Source organism: Agrobacterium sp. B1(2019), assembly GCF_008274755.1.
GTDB lineage: Bacteria > Pseudomonadota > Alphaproteobacteria > Rhizobiales > Rhizobiaceae > Agrobacterium > Agrobacterium salinitolerans.
This window is the reverse complement of the sequence record NZ_VTPB01000002.1, coordinates 835,784-855,816: the sequence shown is the minus strand read 5'-3', so window position 1 is coordinate 855,816 and position 20,033 is coordinate 835,784. Positions and strand designations below refer to the sequence as shown.

13 protein-coding genes and 3 tRNA genes are annotated in these 20,033 nt (G+C 60.4%); 12 read left to right on the top strand and 4 right to left on the bottom strand.

Features of this window, described 5'->3' with window-relative positions; all coding sequences use genetic code 11:
- The first annotated feature begins 193 nt into the window (after nucleotides 1-193).
- From AGR1_RS18715 to AGR1_RS18700, 4 genes are all read left to right on the top strand, one after another.
- On the top strand, nucleotides 194-1,267 hold the full coding sequence (locus tag AGR1_RS18715) for a Tim44 domain-containing protein (RefSeq protein WP_149147838.1): 1,074 nt from the start codon (nucleotides 194-196) through the stop codon (nucleotides 1,265-1,267).
- Nucleotides 1,268-1,740: 473 nt separating this feature from the next.
- Complete coding sequence (gene opgC, locus AGR1_RS18710) at nucleotides 1,741-2,931, top strand: OpgC domain-containing protein (protein ID WP_149147837.1); 1,191 nt, start codon at nucleotides 1,741-1,743, stop codon at nucleotides 2,929-2,931.
- Nucleotides 2,932-3,138: 207 nt separating this feature from the next.
- On the top strand, nucleotides 3,139-4,335 hold the full coding sequence (gene mnmA, locus AGR1_RS18705) for a tRNA 2-thiouridine(34) synthase MnmA (protein ID WP_149147836.1): 1,197 nt from the start codon (nucleotides 3,139-3,141) through the stop codon (nucleotides 4,333-4,335).
- A 135-nt stretch (nucleotides 4,336-4,470) separates the two neighbouring features.
- A tRNA-Met gene (locus AGR1_RS18700) sits at nucleotides 4,471-4,547 on the top strand.
- 220 nt (nucleotides 4,548-4,767) lie between these two features.
- On the opposite strand, the gene AGR1_RS18695 is transcribed toward AGR1_RS18700, so the two are convergent.
- Nucleotides 4,768-5,067 (bottom strand): hypothetical protein, encoded by a 300-nt coding sequence (locus tag AGR1_RS18695; protein ID WP_149147835.1) that lies wholly within the window; start codon nucleotides 5,065-5,067, stop codon nucleotides 4,768-4,770.
- A gap of 288 nt (nucleotides 5,068-5,355) precedes the next feature.
- Nucleotides 5,356-5,430: transfer RNA gene (locus tag AGR1_RS18690), tRNA-Gly, on the bottom strand.
- 253 nt (nucleotides 5,431-5,683) lie between these two features.
- Here AGR1_RS18690 and AGR1_RS18685 point away from each other — a divergent pair.
- The 6 genes from AGR1_RS18685 to pbpC all read left to right on the top strand — a co-directional run bounded on the left by AGR1_RS18685 (nucleotide 5,684) and on the right by pbpC (nucleotide 15,806).
- Nucleotides 5,684-6,193 carry a prolyl-tRNA synthetase associated domain-containing protein gene (locus AGR1_RS18685; RefSeq protein ID WP_149147834.1) on the top strand — a complete coding sequence of 170 codons (510 nt, stop codon included), beginning with the start codon at nucleotides 5,684-5,686 and terminating at the stop codon, nucleotides 6,191-6,193.
- A gap of 54 nt (nucleotides 6,194-6,247) precedes the next feature.
- Entirely contained in the window at nucleotides 6,248-7,216 is a 969-nt protein-coding gene (trxA, locus tag AGR1_RS18680; RefSeq protein ID WP_149147833.1) for a thioredoxin, read from the top strand.
- 69 nt (nucleotides 7,217-7,285) lie between these two features.
- Complete coding sequence (locus AGR1_RS18675; RefSeq protein ID WP_162927588.1) at nucleotides 7,286-7,957, top strand: LON peptidase substrate-binding domain-containing protein; 672 nt, start codon at nucleotides 7,286-7,288, stop codon at nucleotides 7,955-7,957.
- A gap of 10 nt (nucleotides 7,958-7,967) precedes the next feature.
- Nucleotides 7,968-8,156, top strand: coding sequence for a Trm112 family protein (locus tag AGR1_RS18670; RefSeq protein WP_003497541.1), 189 nt, complete (start codon nucleotides 7,968-7,970; stop codon nucleotides 8,154-8,156).
- Between the two features lie 118 nt (nucleotides 8,157-8,274).
- Entirely contained in the window at nucleotides 8,275-13,731 is a 5,457-nt protein-coding gene (locus AGR1_RS18665; RefSeq protein ID WP_149147832.1) for an alpha-2-macroglobulin family protein, read from the top strand.
- Nucleotides 13,728-15,806 (top strand): penicillin-binding protein 1C, encoded by a 2,079-nt coding sequence (pbpC, locus tag AGR1_RS18660; protein WP_187772229.1) that lies wholly within the window; start codon nucleotides 13,728-13,730, stop codon nucleotides 15,804-15,806. Before AGR1_RS18665 ends, pbpC begins: the two co-directional genes overlap by 4 nt.
- Before the next feature lie 14 nt (nucleotides 15,807-15,820).
- Here pbpC and AGR1_RS18655 read toward each other — a convergent pair.
- Nucleotides 15,821-15,917: transfer RNA gene (locus AGR1_RS18655), tRNA-OTHER, on the bottom strand.
- Nucleotides 15,918-16,229: 312 nt separating this feature from the next.
- On the bottom strand, nucleotides 16,230-17,393 hold the full coding sequence (locus tag AGR1_RS18650) for a M20 aminoacylase family protein (protein ID WP_080795094.1): 1,164 nt from the start codon (nucleotides 17,391-17,393) through the stop codon (nucleotides 16,230-16,232).
- Between the two features lie 164 nt (nucleotides 17,394-17,557).
- Between AGR1_RS18650 and AGR1_RS18645 the strand changes: the two genes are divergently transcribed.
- Both AGR1_RS18645 and AGR1_RS18640 read left to right on the top strand, forming a co-directional pair.
- Entirely contained in the window at nucleotides 17,558-18,673 is a 1,116-nt protein-coding gene (locus tag AGR1_RS18645; protein WP_162927590.1) for a D-alanyl-D-alanine carboxypeptidase family protein, read from the top strand.
- 192 nt (nucleotides 18,674-18,865) lie between these two features.
- Nucleotides 18,866-20,011 carry a GTP-binding protein gene (locus AGR1_RS18640; protein WP_149147831.1) on the top strand — a complete coding sequence of 382 codons (1,146 nt, stop codon included), beginning with the start codon at nucleotides 18,866-18,868 and terminating at the stop codon, nucleotides 20,009-20,011.
- The last annotated feature ends 22 nt before the right edge of the window (nucleotides 20,012-20,033 follow it).

Here is a 20,033-nt window from a genome sequence, read left to right as displayed (position 1 = left end):
CCCGGCGCAGGGGAGACCCTGTGCCGGGTTTTTCGTTTGTCCAGTGTATGTTTCGTCGCAGAATATAAGTGACTATCGTATTGGTTGCATATCACAAAAAATTTAAGGCAACCGCTCTAAAAATGATGATCATGAGTTGCTATATCGCCTGCTGACATGCCGCTCATGGGAGGGCGGCCAACAGGAGATAACGATGTTTGCTGCCTTTCGGCGCTTCAAGGGTTTGTTCGCAGTCGCCGCGCTTGGTATCGCGGTGTCTTTCGTGGCGGTTGATATGGCGGAAGCGCGTCGCGCCGGCGGCGGTTTCGGCAGCCGCGGCACGCGGACCTATTCCGCTCCGCCCTCGACCAGCACGGCACCCGGCCAGACCGCGCCGATAAACCGCAGCATGACTCCTAATACCAATCAGGCAGCGCCGAGCGCTGCTCAGCCGGCCCGTCCCGGCGCGCAGGCGCCGCAGCAGAGCCGCGGCCTGTTCGGCGGCATGATGGGTGGTTTGATGGGCGGCCTCTTGATGGGCGGTCTGTTCGGAATGCTGCTGGGCGGCGGTTTTGGCGGCATGGCCGGTTTCTTCGGCATGCTGTTGCAGGTGGCGCTGATCGGCCTTCTGGTCATGCTCGCCATGCGTTTCTTCGCCTCGCGCCGTCAGGGCCAGCCCGCTTACGGCGCGGCCGGTGCCTCGCAGCGCACGGCTCATTCCGCTTCTTCCTATAATGGCGGCTCGCAGCCGGCTTCTGCCGCATCCTCGTTCAAGATTCCGAAGATCGGCGCTCTGGCCGGCGCGACGGGCGGTGTGGCCGCCAATGCCGCAACGGCAAAGCCTGCGCCTCATGCCAACGCCATGTCGGAAGGCGATGAGATCGGCATTACCCAGGGCGATCTCGAAACTTTCCAGAAAATGCTGGAAGACGTGCAGGCCGCTTATGCCGCCGAAGATTATGGCACATTGCGCAAGCTGACGACGCCGGAAGCCATGTCGTATCTCGCCGAAGAACTGAGCGACAACGCGACCAGCGGCGTGAAGAACGAGGTCCGCGACGTGACGCTGTTACAGGGCGATGTTGCCGAAGCATGGCACGAAGAGGGCCAGGATTATGCGACGGTGGCGATGCGCTACTCCGCCATCGACGTGATGCGCGACCGCACCTCCGGCAAGGTGATCGAAGGTGACGAGCACCAGCCTTCTGAGGCGGTGGAAATGTGGACCTTCGTCCGCCGCCCCGGAAACGACAACTGGCAGGTCGCCGCTATTCAGGCGGCTGCCTGACGAATCGGAGCGTATTTAACAAATAAAGGCCCGGCGGTTTTTGTTACCGCCGGGCCTTTGCTCGTCATGCTCCCGGAAAACATGGTCACGCCGCCGCTCGCTCGGCAAAGGGACAACAAGATGCGGTCAAAAAAACGACTGATAAATCTAACGGGTGATATCTCCCGCGGCCATCGGCGGTGAATTCCGCTTCGTCCTGCTATGCAACGCTTTTAGCCCTGTTTGTCGCGACATGTTACCCGCGCATGGCTCGTCCGCTTCACGGAATTGCCTTCTTTTATTCATCCGGCATTCAGTCCCGGCGTCCTAACCACAGCAGACACACATCGATGTGACTTTTCGCGCGGGTTCTACACCGCTTTGGAAAGGGAACCTGAGGCGCGAAACAGCGTTGACAATCCAATACCCGGCCCTTCCCAAGCCGGGCTGGATGGCCGGGCATGCAAGCCCTGCGAGAACGGAGAGCTATTGAGATGAAACGCTTTGACCTGATCGACGGGATGCGCGGTTACTTCCTCGTCTTCATGCTGATCAACCATCTGGTGTTTGCCGGAGGCTTCTGGCTGGTTGAAATCAATCACCGGCAGTTTGCCTTTGTCGAGGACGCCCAGGGTTTCGTGTTCCTGTCCGGCCTGCTGATCGGCATGGTCTATGCGCGCAAGATGATGAAATATGGCTATGATTCCGGCAAACAGATGATCTGGAACCGGGCCATGGAGCTTTATCGCTATGCCATGGGCCTTGTTATTGCCGTGCTGTTTTTCCGCATGGTCATCCCGCATGCGCCCTACATCTGGTACAACTGGCTTGGCATGACGACGTTCGACGATCCGCTGCGTCTGGCGGCGATTGCGACATTCCTTTTCCAGCCGACCTTCATGGATATTCTGCCGCAGTATATCGTCTACATGCTGTTTGCGCCGGTACTCGTTAAGCTCTGCCTTGACGGCAAGTGGGCCTATGTCATGGCCGGTTCCCTGCTGGTCTGGATGGCGGGCCAGCTTGGTCTTCAGCAGATCGTGACGACGCCGCTCAACGAACTCGTCAAGGGTGCGGACGAGCAGGGTATCCGCGTCAGCTTCAACCTGCTTGGCTGGCAGCTCGTTTTCTATTCGGCGCTGGTAATGGGCGCGATGACGGCGCAGAATCGCATTCCGTGGAAGGCGATCTTCTCGCCTGAGCATACGTGGCTGCCGAAGGCGGCGCTCGTCATCTGCCTGTTCTTCATGCCGCTGCGCATCGCCACCGCCTGGGGCCTGATGCCGGATTTCATGATGGGCAAATTCTCCACCATGGAAATCCGCGCCGATTTCGGCCCGGTCTATCTCATCAACTTCCTCGCTGTTGGTGTCGGCCTGACCTGGCTGGTGATTGCCGGTCCGCACCACCACCGCCCGCTCGTGCGCTCCATTGCCGAAGGCGTCATCTGGGTGCTGTCGCTGAAGTTCCTGCAATTGCTCGGCCGCCATTCGCTGCAGGTCTATGTCTGGCACGTGGCTATCGTTTACGGCGTTTATTATCTCGACGGCCGCACGGCGGAACTGTCGCAGCTGAACAAGACGCTGATCGCCTTCACGGCCATCGGATTGCTGGCCCTGCCGGCCCTGTGGCGGGAACGCGACAAGTGGTTTGGCAGCAGCGGCCAGAAGACGGCCGGCGCTTGAAGGCCTGTTACGTTCTGAACCTCATGGCTTTACGGGGCGGTTTTCCGCCCCGTACTTGCGTGTGAGGCCATTCTTTTCTATATGCAGCCCTTAAATCCGTAGAATGGCAAGACAGGACGGCCCCATTGATGGCCGAGGTTTCTCGCGACGGATGACCGACAGGCGGCGGGGCCTTTACCCCCGTTATGACTGACGATGGGAAAAAACGTGAATACGCTCGATTTTGACAAGAGGCCGGAAGATACCCGGATTGTTGTCGCCATGTCCGGTGGCGTCGATTCTTCTGTGGTGGCCGGTATCCTCAAGCGCGAGGGTTATGATGTCCTCGGCATTACCCTCCAGCTTTACGACCACGGTGCCGCCGTGCACCGCGCCGGCTCCTGCTGCGCCGGGCAGGATATCGACGATGCGCGCCGGGTGTGCGAAACGCTCGGCATTCCCCACTACGTGCTGGATTACGAGGCGCGGTTCCGCGAAACTGTCATCAACCCCTTTGCCGAGGCCTATGCGATGGGCGAAACGCCGATCCCCTGCGTGGCCTGCAACCAGACGGTAAAATTCGCCGATCTGCTCGCCACCGCGCAGGAACTGGGTGCCGATGCACTGGCGACCGGCCATTATATCCGGTCGCGCCCCAATCCCGTTCCCGGCCAGCCGGGGCGGCGTGCGCTCTATCGGCCGATCGACAGCGACCGTGACCAGAGCTGGTTCCTGTTTGCAACGACGCAGGAACAGATCGATTATCTGCGCTTTCCGCTCGGTGGCCTCTCCAAGGCCGAAACGCGGGCGCTGGCGGAAGAGATGGGCCTGGTCGTGGCCAAGAAGGCCGACAGCCAGGACATCTGTTTCGTACCGCAGGGCAAATATACCGATATCATCAACAAGCTGAAGCCGAATGCGGCTCTGGCGGGCGATATCGTTCATCTCGACGGCCGTGTGCTCGGCCGCCACGATGGTATCGTGCATTATACGATCGGCCAGCGCCGAGGCATCGGCGTTGCGACAGGGGAGCCGCTTTATGTCGTGCATCTCGATGCGCGCGGCCGCCGGGTCATCGTTGGTCCGCGTGAGGCGCTGGAAACCCGCCGGGTCTATTTGCGTGACATGAACTGGCTGGGCGACCGCGAACTCGCTGACGATGCCGGGCAGGGCTTCGCCTGTTTCGCCAAGGTGCGCTCCACCCGCCCGCCGACGGAAGCGGTGCTGCATGCGGACGAAAACGGTATCTATGTGGACCTGATGACCGGGGAGGCCGGTGTCGCTCCCGGTCAGGCCTGTGTGCTTTATTCCGCGCCGGGTGCCGATGCCCGCGTTTACGGCGGCGGTTTCATCGAACGGTCGGAACGCTCGGAGGCTGCCGAGGCGTCGCTGAAGGCGCTTCTGGAAAAGCCGGTTGCCGCCTGAAACCATTCGCTTTTTGCAGCGATGCGGAAAGCGAATTTTTTGCGCATCTTGCGCTTGACACTTTGGGGAGCGGCACCTTATAAGCCGCTCATCCTGATGGAACGGCCGGTCACATGACTGTCACGTTTCCACTGTGGCGGGGTAGCTCAGGTGGTTAGAGCAGCGGAATCATAATCCGCGTGTCGGGGGTTCAAGTCCCTCTCCCGCTACCATTTTCCTTCTTATGAAAAATCCAGACCGCGTCGTTCTGCGCCCGTGTTTCGTTACTTTTCCGAGCCGGGAAAACGATGGAATCATTTGGTGGTTGCCGGTAAGTTTCGCCCAGAAAAAGGGAAACCCGCTTACTGCAAAAATGCAGCCAGCGGGTCTCAACCTCTACCCCCTCCCACAAGGGCGGCTGCACAAAAGCACATTGAATGAATTATGGCAAGATCAAGGCGACCATATTGTTGCTGTTGATGGTCCTGTTCGCCAATTTAGCTGCGGATGGCAGAGCGTGACCTGTTCCGTGTGCCGTTCGTAAGGGGAGCGATAGGACACGACATTTTCGGTGCAGCTCATTTGTACGGGATTGGAATAGGTATTTTCGATGCGCTGCGGTTGATGATGTGTTTTGTGCGTTAAAGCCCGTTCCTCATGATAAACCGTGATATCGGCGGCATGCGATGTGCCGGGTATCGACGAGACGGCGAATGCGGCAATCAAGAGAATTCTTCTGGGATATGCGGACATGGCTCTTCCCCGCGTTGAACAACGCAGGAGAACGTGTTGTGCACATAAGCTATTCCGGCGACATCGGAAAAAAATGCCCGCTCATGGCGGGCAATCAGAGGGGAACTGAGGTTAGGAGCCTCGGGTCTGAAACGGATATCTTCCGCATAAGTTCCGGTAGCGGGACAATTTCCGTCGCGCTCTGCGGATAGGCGGCTGCGAAGGCCAAATTGCAAGCCGCACGACACGGAACGATTCGACACGTGCGAACAACTATATTTTTATGACGATTCTATCTTTAGGGAAATTTGGAGCGGGCGAAGGGATTTGAACCCTCGACCCCAACCTTGGCAAGGTTGTGCTCTACCCCTGAGCTACACCCGCTCAAATCCACCGGTCCGGGGTAGTTCGCTGAACCGTGGGCCGCCATGCGGCGACGGGCGCTATATCGCTCAATCGATTTTGGAATGCAACAGGGAAATGACAAAAACGCGAAAATTTCTTTGAGAAATGCGACAAGCGACGGAAATGATTGAGAATTTTTCATCTCCCTGTTTTTTCTTGCGTTGCCAAGCGTCGGTTGCCCGCTTAATCAGGAAACAAGGATAGTGGAATCGGCAGAGGCAGGCGGCAGGATATGGCGGAAAATTCCCAGAAGACGGCAACGGAGCTATTCGAGTTTCTCGACGGACTCGGTATTCCCCACACCACGAAGCAGCACGAACCGGTGTTTACCGTCGCCGAATCCCAGTCGCTGCGCGACCTCATTCCTGGCGGCCATACAAAGAACCTCTTTGTAAAGGACAAGAAGGATCAGTATTTCGTTCTGACCGTTGAGGAAAATGCGGTCGTCGATCTGAAAAGCGTTCACAAGACCATCGGTGCGGCGAGCCGCGTGTCCTTTGGCAGACCGGAAAAAATGCTGGAATATCTGGGTGTCGTGCCAGGTTCGGTCACGGTGTTCGGCGCCATCAACGACACGGACAGGCAGGTCACCTTCGTGCTCGACAGCGATCTTCTGGAAAACGAGTTGGTGAACGGCCATCCGCTTTCCAACGACCAGACGACAACGATCGCGTCCAAAGATCTCATTCGCTTTCTCGAGGCAACCGGACATGCGCCGCTTGTCTTGAAAGTCAGCGAGTGAGATACGATCTTTGCTTCAAATAAGACAGATGACAGAAGTTTACGGGAGACCGGCATGAGCGGCGACAATAATCCTTACGGCGGTTCCTATAGCGGGCAGATGACCGCAAGCGCGCATCACAATGGCGAGTTGAACAGTGCGGCCTCCGGCCACATCAAGGACACGACGACGGCTGCCTTCTCCAGGGACGTTCTTGAAGAATCCCGCCGCCAGCCGGTTCTGGTGGATTTCTGGGCGCCCTGGTGCGGCCCGTGCAAACAGCTGACGCCGGTGCTCGAGAAGGTCATCAACGAGGCGAATGGCCGTGTGAAGCTGGTGAAGCTGAACATTGACGATCACCCGTCGATTCCCGGCCAGCTCGGTATCCAGTCCATTCCGGCAATCGTCGCCTTTGCCGATGGTCGGCCCGTGGATGGCTTCATGGGCGCCGTGCCGGAAAGCCAGATCAAGCAGTTCATCGAGAAGATCGCCGGACCTGACGCGGGCGATCCCAAGGCTGAGATCGAGGCCGTTCTGACCGACGCAAAACAGCTTCTGGCGGATGGCGATTTTAATGGTGCTGCGCAGCTTTTCGGCGCCGTCATGCAGGCCGATCCGGAAAATCCGGCAGCTATTGCCGGTATCGCCGAATGCATGATCGCCGCCGGCCAATATGAGCGGGCAAGCGAACTGCTCTCTTCGCTGCCTGCGGAACTCAACGAAGATGCGGGCATTCAGCTCGTTTCGAAAAAGATCGCGCAATATGAGGAAGCCCGTAAGATCGGCGACCCGGTGGCGCTGGAGCGCGAGCTCGCGCTCGATCCCGATCGTCACGAGGCGCGGGTGAAGCTTGCCAAGGTGCTGAATGCTCAAGGCCGGCGCGACGAGGCCGCGGACCATCTGCTGTACGTCATGCGCAATGACCGGACCTTCGACGATGACGGCGCGCGCCGCCAGCTTCTGGAGTTTTTCGAGGCCTGGGGCTTCAAGGACCCGGCAACCGTTGCCGGCCGCAGGAAGCTTTCGGCGATACTGTTTTCGTAGTGCGGGCATATCCCGGCCGTGGCGGTTGGTCCGCCGGCCGGGCAGCAGTGAACAGGGGGCGTGATTCCCATGCATGTCGGAAATGCGAGATATGTGAAGAACAACGATCTGCCGGAAACCGTGCCGGTGTTTCCATTGCCGGGCGCGCTTCTTCTACCGGAAGGCCATCTTCCGCTCAATATTTTCGAGCCCCGATATCTCGCCATGATCGACTGGGCATTGTCCGGCCATCGCATCATCGGCATGGTGCAGCCCGCCCTGCATGTCATCGAGGCGGGGCTTGAGGGCGGTCCGCTGAGCGCGGTCGGATGCCTCGGCCGCATCACGTCCTTTTCTGAAACCGGTGATGGCCGTTATATCATCTCGCTCACCGGCGTGTGCCGCTTCCGCCTGTTGGAAGAGGTGGAGGCGGGCAAACCCTATCGCAGCTTCCGGCATGCGCCTTTCATCGCCGATCTTTCCGGCGAATACGATGAGGATGCGGTGGACCGTGAAAACCTGCTGCGGGTATTCCGCTCGTTTCTGGAGGCCAACCAGCTGGAAGCGGATTGGGAAAGCGTGGAAAGGGCGGGCAATCGCGTTCTCGTCAATTCGCTTTCCATGATGTCTCCTTTCGGACCGGCTGAAAAACAGGCGCTGCTGGAAGCGCCGGACCTGAAAACGCGGGCCGAAACATTGATCGCCATCACCGAGATCGTTCTCGCCCAGGGATCGGGCGAGGGCGGCAACGTGCTGCAATAGGATCGCCGCCATGGACGACAGGATGAGCAATGTCGATCCCAAGCTCCTGGAGCTTCTGGTCTGCCCTTTGACGAAAGGGCGCCTTTCCTACGACCGCGCCCGCAATGAACTTATCTCCGAAAGCGCCAGGCTTGCTTATCCGATCCGTGACGGCGTGCCGATCATGCTGATTTCGGAAGCGCGAAAAATAGAAGACTGACCTTCCCGCTTGCCCGCCTTCACATATTGCGCGTCGCGAATTGACGAAGATGCGTTGACAACCATGCGTGGATTTGACCAGAGTCCCGCCCGACATGTCTGTTGCGGGGAGAAAACTGATGTCGTTGCGCACGCTCGTCCGGATTTCGCTGGTTGTGGTTTCCACCGCCCTGTTTTTCCCGCCAGCCATGGCGGCGGAGCCCTCCCGCAAGGTCGTTACGACCCAAAACGGCGATTATTACGGCTTCGATCTCAGGACGGAGCAGAATGTCTCGCTGGAGCAATGCGGCGAGATTTGCGTCGGCGATACCGCCTGCAAGGCCTTCACCTACAATCCCAAGGTGAAATGGTGTTTCCTCAAATCGGATTTCAATCAGCTGAACGCCTTCCCCGGCGCGGTTGCCGGAAAGATCGTGGAAGTGGCCACGGAAGCCGATATCGGCGCGCCGCAGCGCCTTTCCTTCGTGACCGACAGCCTGCAGCAGGAAGCGCGCCGGCTGAAATCCGGCCTTGTGGCGAATGAGGGCGACGGCGAACAGGGTCTGGAAGCCCTTGTGCAGATCGCGCGCCAGCAGGCAGCAGCAGGCAATATTCCCGATGCCGTCACGACCTACAAACAGGCCCTTGCGATCACGCCTGACGATGGCGCGCTCTGGGCGGAATTGTCAGAAAAGGCGGCGCAGGTCACCGATAATTATTCGATAGCGGGACAGGCCGCTTCCGCCGCCATCAATGCATATCAGCTGAGCCGCACGGTCAGCGCCCGCACCGAGGCCCTGAACCGGCTAGCGAAGGCTTTTGAGCGAACCCAGAATTATCGCGCGGCGCTCAGTGCCTATAAGGAGAGCCTTGCACTTACCGACAATGCGCAGACAAAGGCGGCCTATGCCGATCTGCGCACGCGTCAGGGTTTCCGCGTCATCAACAATACCGTGGATACGGACAGTATCAGCCCGCGCGCCTGCGTGCAGTTTTCCGAGCCGCTGGTGAAGAACGGTGTCGATTATTCCTCGTTCGTCACACTGGACGGGGCCGTTCCCAAAGCCATCGAGGCGAAGGGCAGCGAGATTTGCGTGGAAGGCCTGACCCATGGCCAGCGTTACAAGATCGCGCTTCGCGCCGGCCTGCCGTCTTCGGTGGAAGAGCCCTTGGAAAAGCAGGTCGATCTCGATATCTATGTGCGTGACCGCGCCGCCAGCGTTCGCTTTACCGGCGAGAATTTCGTGCTGCCGGGCACGGCCCGCCGCGGCATTCCAATCGTCTCTGTCAATGCCGACAAGGCGGACCTGAAGCTTTATCGTGTCGGCGACCGCAATATCACCTCGCTTCTTTCAAACTCGCAGTTTCTGACGCAAATGGACGGCTATAATGCCGACCGCATTGAAAACGAGATCGGCGAGCTTGTCTGGCAGGGGTCGATCGATATCCAGCCCGATCTCAACAAGGATGTGGTGACGAGCTTCCCGGTGGATGAGGCTCTGCCGCAGCGCAAGCCCGGCATCTATGTGCTGACCGCCGTGCCGCCGGGCGTAGCACCTGAAACCTGGGATTCCCGCGCCACGCAATGGTTCCTGGTCTCCGATACCGGCATTACCACCTATGCCGGCACTGACGGCCTGAATGTCTTCGTCCGCGCCCTTGGCAGCGCCAAGCCGCTTGCGGATGTGGATTTGCAGCTGCTTGCCAAGAATAACGAGGTGCTGGGCACGGCTAAGACCGACGCGGATGGGCGTGCGGTGTTCTCGGCCGGCCTGATGCGTGGCACGGCTGCGCAGGCGCCTGCGATCCTGACGGCGCGCAACGGCGACAAGGACTACGTGTTCCTCGACATGACCCGCGCAGGCTTCGACCTCTCGGATCGCGGCGTGACGGGACGTGCAGCGCCCGGCGCGATCGACGTGTTCAGCTGGACCGAGCGCGGCATTTACCGCGCCGGCGAGACCGTGCATGCGGCAGCGCTGGCCCGCGATGTCGAGGGCAAGGCAATCGAGGATCTGCCGCTCACCTTCATCTTCTCGCGTCCGGATGGCGTCGAGGACCGGCGTTTCGTCAGCGACGGCAAGGCGCTGGGCGGTCATACGGTCGATCTGCCGCTGCAGGCAAATGCCATGCGCGGCACCTGGACGTTGCGCATCCATACCGACCCGAAAACGGCTGCGATCAGCGAAAAGAGCTTCCTCGTCGATGATTTCGTGCCTGACCGGACGGAATTCGACCTTTCAAGCAAGGCGAAACAGATCGATCCGGGCGTGGAGACGGCAATCGACGTCGATGGCCGTTATCTCTATGGTGCGCCCGCTGCCGGCCTGACGCTGGAAGGCGAGGTCGCCATCAAGCCGACGCGCACCAGCGCCGATTTCGAAGGTTACTTCTTCGGTCTGGCCGATGAGGAGAGCGAAGAGGAAAACCGCACGACACTTGCCGACCTGCCGGTGCTGGACGAAGAGGGCAAGGCGAGTTTCAATGTTGATCTCACCGATCTGCCATCTACCACGCAGCTTCTTTCCGCCAACATCACCGTGCGCATGCGCGAAGCCGGCGGCCGCGCCGTGGAGCGCGCGCTGACACTGCCTATCAAGGCGGAAGCCTCTGTCATCGGCATCAAACCGCAGTTTTCGGGCGATCTCGCCCAGAATTCCGTCGGTCGTTTCCATATCATCGGCGTCAGCGCCGATGGCGCCAAACAGGCGATGAGCGGCTTCAACTGGAAGCTCATCAAGGTCGAGCGGAACTATCAATGGTATCGTCAGGGCAATTCCTGGCGTTACGAGCCGGTGGAATATACCAAGCAGCAGGAAGCGGGCACCTTGTCCGTCGATGCCAATGGCGGCGAGATTTCCGTACCCGTCACCTGGGGCCGCTACCGGCTGGAAGTGGAGGGTGCGGGTAACGGCGCGCCCGTTTCCAGCGTCGAATTCGATGCCGGTTTCTATGTCGAGGCAAGCTCGACGGAAACGCCGGATGCGCTGGAAATCGCTCTCGACAAACAGAGCTACAAGATCGGCGATACGGCCAAACTCAAGGTGTCATCGCGTTTTGCCGGTGAGCTGATGGTGACATCCGGTTCGGAAAAACTGATTGCCGTGCAGAATGCCGAGATCGGTGATGATGGCGGCGAGATCGACATTCCGGTTACCGAGGAATGGGGAGCGGGCGCTTATGTCACCGCCACGCTGTTCCGCCCCGGCGATGCGCAGGAAAGCCGTATGCCGATGCGCGCCATCGGCATCAAATGGCTTGCCGTCGATCCGGCCGAGCGCAAGCTTGCCGTCACCCTTGGCGCGCCGCAGAAAACACTGCCGCGCCAGCCGCTTGAAATTCCGATCACGGTCGCCGGTGCTGGCGTGGGCGAAAAGGCCTATGCCATCGTTGCGGCAGTCGATGTCGGCATATTGAACCTTACCCGCTATGAGCCGCCGAAGCCGGATGAATGGTACTTTGGCCAGCGCCGGCTGGGACTGGAAATCCGCGACCTTTATGGCCGCCTGATTGACGGTTCGCTCGGCGCCACCGGCCGGCTGCGCACCGGCGGTGACGGCGGACAGGTTGCTCTTCAGGGCAGCCCACCCACGGAAAAGCTCGTGGCCTTCTTTGCCGGTCCGGTCGAACTCGACGCAGACGGCAAGGCGACAGTCAGCTTCGATACTCCGCAGTTCAACGGCACGGCCCGCATCATGGCGGTGGCCTGGACGAAGACAGGTGTGGGACATGCCGTCTCCGATGCCGTCATTCGCGATCCCGTCGTCGTCACGGCAAGCGCGCCGAAATTCCTCGCCCCCGGCGATGTGTCGCAATTGCGACTCGATATCGCCAATACGGATGGCGAGGCCGGTGATTACCGGCTGGATGTGACCAGTAATACGGCGCTGACGGTCGATCAGGGCGAGATGTCGCAAACTCTCGCGCTTCAGAAAGGCGGCAAGTCTTCGCTGACCGTTCCGCTGACGGGTGAGCAGCCCGGCAACGGTGCAATCACTATCAAGGTTTCCAATGCCGCCGGTCTTTCACTGGAGCAGGTTCTGAACGTGCTGGTACGTCCGGCGGTTCTGCCGGTTACGACGCGGCGTGAAATCAAGATCGCGCCGAATAGCAGCCTGACGATCAACGGCGATCTTCTGGCCGATAGCATGCTTCTCGGCTCTTCCGTCGCGGTCAATGTCACGCGCTCGCCCGCCTTTGATATTCCGGCGCTGGTGATGATGCTGGACAAATATCCTTACGGTTGCGCCGAACAGACGACGAGCCGCGCTTTGCCCCTGCTTTACGTTTCGGAACTGACGAAGGATAGCGGCCTTGCTGAAGACCCCGATACCCGCAAGCGCGTGCAGGAGGCGATCTATCGCGTGCTGTCGTTCCAGTCGAGTTCCGGCAGCTTCGGACTCTGGTCGCCGGGTTACGGCGATCTGTGGCTCGATGCCTATATCAGCGACTTCCTGACCCGCGCCCGCGAGCAGAATTACGATGTGCCCGAAGCCGCCATGGTACAGGCGCTGAACAACCTGCAGAACGGTCTTTCCTATGACAGCAATGTCAAGGATCGTGGCAACGAGATCGCCTATTCGCTTTATGTCCTGGCGCGCAACCGCAAGGCGGCGATCAACGATCTCAGATATTATGCGGATACGGCGCTTGCCGATTTCGCCACACCGCTCGCCAAGGCGCAGGTTGCCGCCGCCCTTTCGCTTTATGGTGATCAGGCCCGTTCGAAGGCCGTATTCGGCGCTTCGCTCGACATGGCAAGCCGCACCACCAATGTCAGCTTCGCTCGCGCCGATTATGGCTCGGCCCTGCGTGACGGCGCTGCGACGCTGGCGCTTGCGGCGGAAAGCCGGCCTGTTCCGGCCGTCGTGCCGCAGCTTGCCGGTGCGGTGGCCAAGGAATGGGAAAAGAAGCCCTATACCAGTACCCAGGAACAGGCATGGATGCTGCTGGCCGCCCGCGCCGTGAAGGGCGAGGACAAGGATATTCGCCTGGATGTGAACGGTGACTTGCAGATCGGCGGCTTCGGCAAGCGGATGAGCGGCGATGAATTGCTGGCCGCCCCCTTGAAGATCGCCAATGCCTCGGCCGATCCGGTCACGGCTGTCGTCACCACGGTGGCGCCGCCGGCGCAGCCGCTTGCCGCGGGTGGCGAAGGCTTCACCATCACCCGCACCTATTACTCCATGGATGGCGAGGAGGTGAACCCGAGCGAGGTGATCCAGAACGAGCGTTATGTCGTGGTGCTGAATGTGGTGCCGCAGAATAACTGGCAGTCGCGCATTCTGGTGACGGACCTGTTGCCCTCCGGTTTCGAAATCGACAATCCGAGCCTCGTCAATTCGGCAGCGCTTTCGAATTTCGACTGGTTGCCGGAAACGGAAGCGGCACATACCGAATTCCGCTACGACCGTTTCGTGGCGGCCTTCGACCGCTCGGCCGGCGACAGTTCTGAGATTGCTCTCGCTTATGTGGTCCGCGCCGTCACCCCCGGCACCTATGACCATCCGGCAGCCTCGGTTGAGGATATGTACCGGCCGCAATTTGCCGCCCGCACGGCAACCGGCCGCATGGAGGTGCGCTCGGCAAACCCATGAGGCGACGCAAGGCGATCATTGTCGGCATCATGACGGCCGCGTTGCTTATGGGCGGCGCGGCCTTCGGTCTCGATGCGCTGGACAAGGCCTATCCGCCGCCGCTGGACGCTGCGCAGCAACGCTCCTTCGAGGTTCTGGACCGCGACGGCAAGCTGTTGCGCGCTTTCGCGACACCTGATGGCCGCTGGCGGCTGAAAACCACGGCGCCCGAAGTCGACCCACAGTTCCTGCGCATGCTGGTGGCCTATGAAGACCAGCGTTTCTATGATCATCCCGGCGTCGATCCCTTCGCGCTTTTGCGCTCCGCCTGGCAATTGGTCAGTAACGGCCGGATCGTTTCCGGCGCATCGACGCTTTCCATGCAGGTGGCGCGGCTGATCGAGCCGCGCGCCGATCGGTCGTTTTCGGCGAAATTCCTGCAGGCCGCGCGCGCGCTCCAGATTGAGAGGCGACTCAGCAAGGCGGAAATCCTCGATCTCTATCTGAATATCGCGCCCTATGGCGGCAATCTCGAAGGCGTTCGCGCCGCAAGCCTCGCCTGGTTCGGCAAGGAGCCTGGCCGGCTCGATACGGCGGAGGCGGCCCTTTTGGTGGCGCTGCCGCAATTGCCGGAAAGACGTCGCCCGGATCGTTTTCCGGAAGCGGCAAGGCAGGCGCGGGAGCGCGTATTGCAAAGGCTTGCCGTCGTGCGCGTCGTGGGTGAGGGGGAGGCGGAACGGTCGGCTCTTGCGAATGTGCCCGCCAACCGGCGAGACCTGCCGGCCTATGCGCCGCATATGGCCGCCGCCGCGCGGGTGAAATTCCCGAATACTGCCGCGGTGCGCTCCACGCTGAAGCTGTCGATCCAGCGGGAACTGGAGGGTGTCGCCCGCCATGCTGCGGAAAAGCTCGGAGACAGGGTCTCCGTCGCCATCGTCATGGCGGATGCGCAGAGCGGCGATATTCTGGCGGAAGTGGGTTCGGCGGGTTATCTCGATACGGCAAGACGCGGTTTCGTGGAGATGAGCCGGGCCGTTCGCTCGCCGGGTTCCACCCTCAAGCCATTCATCTACGGCCTTGCCTTCGAAGACGGTCTTGTCGGGCAGGAAACCATCATCGAAGACCGCCCGGCCGACTTTTCCGGCTACAGGCCGCGTAATTTCGACATGCAGTATCAGGGCGATGTCAGCATCCGGCAGGCGCTGCAACTGTCGCTCAACGTGCCTGCCGTCAAGCTGCTCGATGCGGTCAGCCCCTCGGCGCTGATGGTGCGGTTCCGGCGGGTGGGCGTCAAACTCGCACTTCCCGCCATTGAAGCGCCCGGGCTTGCCATCGCCCTTGGCGGCGCGGGTATTTCGCTGGTCGATCTGGTGCAGCTTTATGCGGGGCTTGCCGGCGACGGCGATCCCGTGCGGCTTGGAGACGGCGTCCGCTCCGCCCCGGAACGGCTGGAGAACGACCGTTTATTCTCTGACGCAGCGATCTGGAATATCTCCGACATCCTGTCCGGCGTGCTGCCGCCGCTCGGCATGAAACAGCGCGGCATCGCCTACAAGACCGGCACCAGCTATGGCTATCGCGATGCCTGGTCGGTGGGTTATGACGGGCGGCATGTGGTCGGCGTCTGGGTCGGCCGGGCCGACAATGGCGCGGTGCCGGGCATTGCCGGTTATGCGACGGCCGCCCCGATCCTGTTCGAGGCCTTCGAAAAATCCGGCGTGGCGATCACACCGATGCCGGCCGCACCTTCCGGTGTCGCACGGGTCGCGGTCAATGACCTCCCCGCCAATCAGCGGCGTTTCACCACGACGGCCAGCGGCCTGCTTTCTGCTTCGAGACGTGAAAGCGCCCCGCGCATCGTTTACCCGCCCGAAGGCGCGCGGGTGGAGCTTTCCGGTCAGTCAGGCATCTCGCCGCTGGTGCTGAAGCTGCAGGGTGGGCGCGCACCTTTTCGCTGGCTCGCCAATGGTTTGCCTTTGCCGAATGCGTCCCATCGCCGCAACAGCGAATGGCGGCCCGAAGGTCAGGGATTTTCCACACTCACGGTGATCGACGCCGACGGCCGTGCCTCGAGCGTGCGGGTTTTCGTCGAGTAATTCGCAGGAAAATTTGGCGTCCACGAGAGGATTCGAACCTCCGACCCCAGGATTCATACCGCTTCGGCTTTCGCCGCCGTCCCGCCGTTTGCCGGCAAGACGTTCGTGGTCTGGACTGTCCCTTCACCATGGGCCGTCAGGCCTTTAGGTGCTGCCCATCCAGTCTCTACACCTTCACCGGATTTCTCCGGAGCTTGGCTCGGGATTGGCATGCTGGAAGACCAGCGAAGCTTTCCCCGACTTTGAGCAGATCGATTGCGTCGTTTCCGGGCGCAACCCCCAATTTGTCTTAGGAATCCTGTGCTCTATCCTGCTGAGCTACGTGGACACTGAATTGCTCTTTAACCCGTGGCAGCCATTGGATCAACCGCGTTCTTCATCACGGTCGATCTCTTCCTCGGCTTTCTTCGCGTTGACCGGCAATCAGCTCGTCAGGCGCTGTTCGGCCAGTTTCACCCAGTAGGAAATGCCGTAAGCGATGGCGTCGTCGTTGAAATCATAACCGGGATTGTGAAGCCCGGCCGAATCGCCGTTGCCGATGAAGATGAAGCAGCCCGGCCTTTCCTTCAGCATGAAGGAGAAATCCTCTCCCGCCATGGAAGGATCGACATCGGGGTCGACATTCGGTTCGCCCGCCACATCGCGGGCCACACGAATGGCGTGGTCGGTCTCGGCGGCGTGGTTGAAGGTGACCGGACAATAACGCTCATAAACGACTTCCGCTTCCGCGCCGTTGGCAAGGGCGACACCTTCAGCCATCTGCTTGATCCGGTCCTGCGCCAGATCGCGCACTGTTTCATCCAGGCTGCGCACCGTGCCGGCGATCAGCGCCTCGTTGGGAATGATGTTGTGGCTGGAGCCGGCCTGAAAGCGGGTGACGGAGACGACGACGGAACGGATCGGATCGGCGTTGCGCGAGGCGATCATCTGCAGGTTGCCGACGATCTGCGCGCCGATGGTGATGGGATCGATGGTACGGTGCGGCTGGGCTGCATGGCCGCCGCGGCCCTTGACGGTGATCGAGAACTTGTCGGGTGCCGCCATGATGCCGCCCTTGCGGATGGCGAAGGCGCCGAGCGGAATGCCCGGCATGTTGTGCATGCCATAGACCTCGTTGATGCCGAAACGCTCCATCAGGCCGTCCTCGACCATGGCGAGCGCGCCGGCGCCGCCTTCTTCCGCCGGCTGGAAGATGACGGCGATGGAGCCGGCGAAGTTGCGGGTCTCGGTGAGATATTTGGCCGCGCCAAGCAGCATGGCTGTGTGACCGTCATGGCCGCAGGCATGCATGGCGCCTGCGGTTTTCGACGCCCAAGGCTTGCCGGTTTCCTCAACGATGGGAAGAGCATCCATATCCGCGCGAAAGCCGATGGTGCGATTGCCCGGAAGATTGCCCCTGATGATGCCGACGACACCCGTGCGGCCGAGACCGGTCACGATTTCGTCAACGCCAAAAGATTTCAGCTTCTGTGCAACGAAGGCTGCGGTGTTGTCGACATCATACAAAATCTCGGGATTTTCATGCAGGTGACGCCGCCATTCGCTGACTTCCTGCTGGAGTTCGGCGGCTCTGTTCAAAATTGGCATTCGTTCATTCCTGGGTTCATCGGTGCGGCGTGCGGTAAAATCCTATCCTCCGTGCCGGATAGTGCGCCGCATAATTGACGTAATCAATGTACTTTGCCATTGCTAGGACATATATGGTGAATATTGCCATTCCCCGACCGAAGACGGGAATTCGAGGACAAGCCTTGCCACAGATTTTTAAATCGTCAAACGCCGCCCGACGGCTCTCCGCAGCTATTGCCATCGCGACCGCAGGCTTCGTCGCCGCGGCGCCCGTGGCGAATGCCAATCCGAAAATGGTTGTCGATGTTAAAACCGGCAAGGTGATTTCCCATCAGGAAGCCTTCCGCAAATGGTATCCCGCTTCGCTCACCAAGCTGATGACCGCCTATATCGCCTTTTCGCAGATGAAGGCCGGCAAGATCAGCCCGCAGACGGAAGTGGTGATGAGCAAGAAGGCCGCGGACCAGCCGGCCTCGAAAATGTATTTCAAGCCCGGCCAGAAGCTGACGATGGATAGCGCTTTGAAACTGCTGCTCATCAAATCCGCCAATGACATCGCCGTGGCGATTGCAGAGACCATCGGCGGCACCAGCGATAATTTCGTGGCGCAGATGAATGCGCAGGCCCAGCGGCTGGGCATGAGTTCCACCCGTTACATCAATGCCAATGGCCTGCCCGGCAAGGGACAATATACGACCGCGCGGGATCTGGCGCTGCTGGCGCTGATTATCAAGCGCGAGTTTCCGGAATATGCCCATTATTTCTCGCTGGAAGGCGTCAGCACCGGCAAGAAGAACTACGCCAATTTCAATATGCTGGTCGGCCGTTTCGATGGCGCGGACGGCATGAAGACCGGCTTCATCTGCGCCTCCGGCTTCAATCAGGTGTCGTCGGCCGTGCGCAATGGCCGCTCTGTCATCACGGTCGTGCTGGGCGCGGACAGCCTCGCCGGGCGCACCGACCAGTCGGCCGATCTGTTGCAGATGGGTCTGACGGCCCCTTCCGGCCAAGGCGTTTCGCTGGCCGCGCTGGCGCCCTATGGCGATACCGGTGATGTGAACGATATCAGCGCCGAGATCTGCAACCCGAAGGCCGCCAAGGTGCGCAGCGAAAGCCGCGACGAGGCCGGCCGCATGGTCATCCATTCCCCCTATGTTCAGGAAATGACCCGCCCGCCGGAATATTCCTTCGCCGGCCTCATTCCCGGCAGCGAGACGGTGGCGGTGAATGCCGCCAAGGGAGCCGGCAAGGGCGAACTCGCGAACGTGCCGATCCCGATCCCGCGCCCGACATTCTGACGATCGGTGACTTCCTTAAGGGAGAGCCTTGCGGTTGCAATGCGGTTTGTGTATTCGCAGGTCGATGATGTTATGATATTACAGTGTCGCTCGCGGTTTGCAGGCGCGGGCGATTTCTTTTAGCTCCAACCGGCTCCGGGTTTCGTGTCGTCCAGTGACCTGCCGGAGCGGCCATCAACACACAGGCAGGTCATGTCTCGCGATCGCATCCCGGTTTCCATCATCACCGGATTTCTCGGCGCCGGAAAATCGACGCTGCTCAACCGGCTCCTCAAGGATCCGGCGATGAGCGATGCGGCGATCATCATCAATGAATTCGGCGATGTCAGTATCGATCATATGCTGGTCGAAAGCGCTGGTGAGGGCATTATCGAACTGGCGGAAGGCTGCCTGTGCTGCACGGTGCGCGGCGAGCTGGTGGATACGCTGGCGGAACTGATGGACGGTATCCAGACAGGCAAGCTGAAGCCGGTAAAACGGGTGGTGATCGAGACGACGGGCCTTGCCGATCCTGCCCCCGTCATGCAGTCGGTGATGGGCAACCCGGTCATAGCGCAGAACTTTGTACTGAACGGCATGATCACCGTCGTGGATGCCGTGAACGGCCTGTCCACGCTCGACAATCATCAGGAGGCGGTGAAACAGGCGGCCGTGGCTGACCGTCTGGTGATGACCAAGCGTGCGCTTGCCGATGCCGCCACGATTTCGGCGCTGACAGCCCGCCTTCAGGCGCTCAACCCGCGTGCGATCATCGAGGATGGCGACAAAACCGACTGGAGCGCTGCGGGGCTTCTCGACAACGGCCTTTACGACGCCGGCAGCAAGAACGCCGATGTTGGCCGCTGGTTGGGGGAAGAGTCCAATCATGATCATGACCACGCGGACGATCATGGCCAAGATCACGGCCATCACCACCATCATGGCGACCACGATCATCACCATCATGATGTCAACCGGCATGACGCATCGATCCGGTCCTTCTCGATCATTCACGATGAGCCGGTCAGCCCGATGGCGATCGACATGTTCGTGGATCTGCTGCGCTCGGCGCATGGGGAAAAGCTTCTGCGCATGAAGGCCATTGTCAAGCTGTCGGATAATCCGGGCCGGCCGCTGGTGCTGCATGGGGTGCAGAATATTTTCCACACGCCCGAGCGCCTAACGGCTTGGCCGGATCCGGTCGATCAGCGCACGCGCATGGTGCTGATTACGAAGGATTTGCCGGAGGCTTTCGTGCAGGACCTGTTCGCAGCCTTCACAAGCGTACCGGGCATCGACCGGCCGGACAGGCAGGCGATGACGGATAATCCGCTGGCGGTTTCCGGGTTGCGGTTTTAGGGCGTGTCGTGATGGTCTAGGT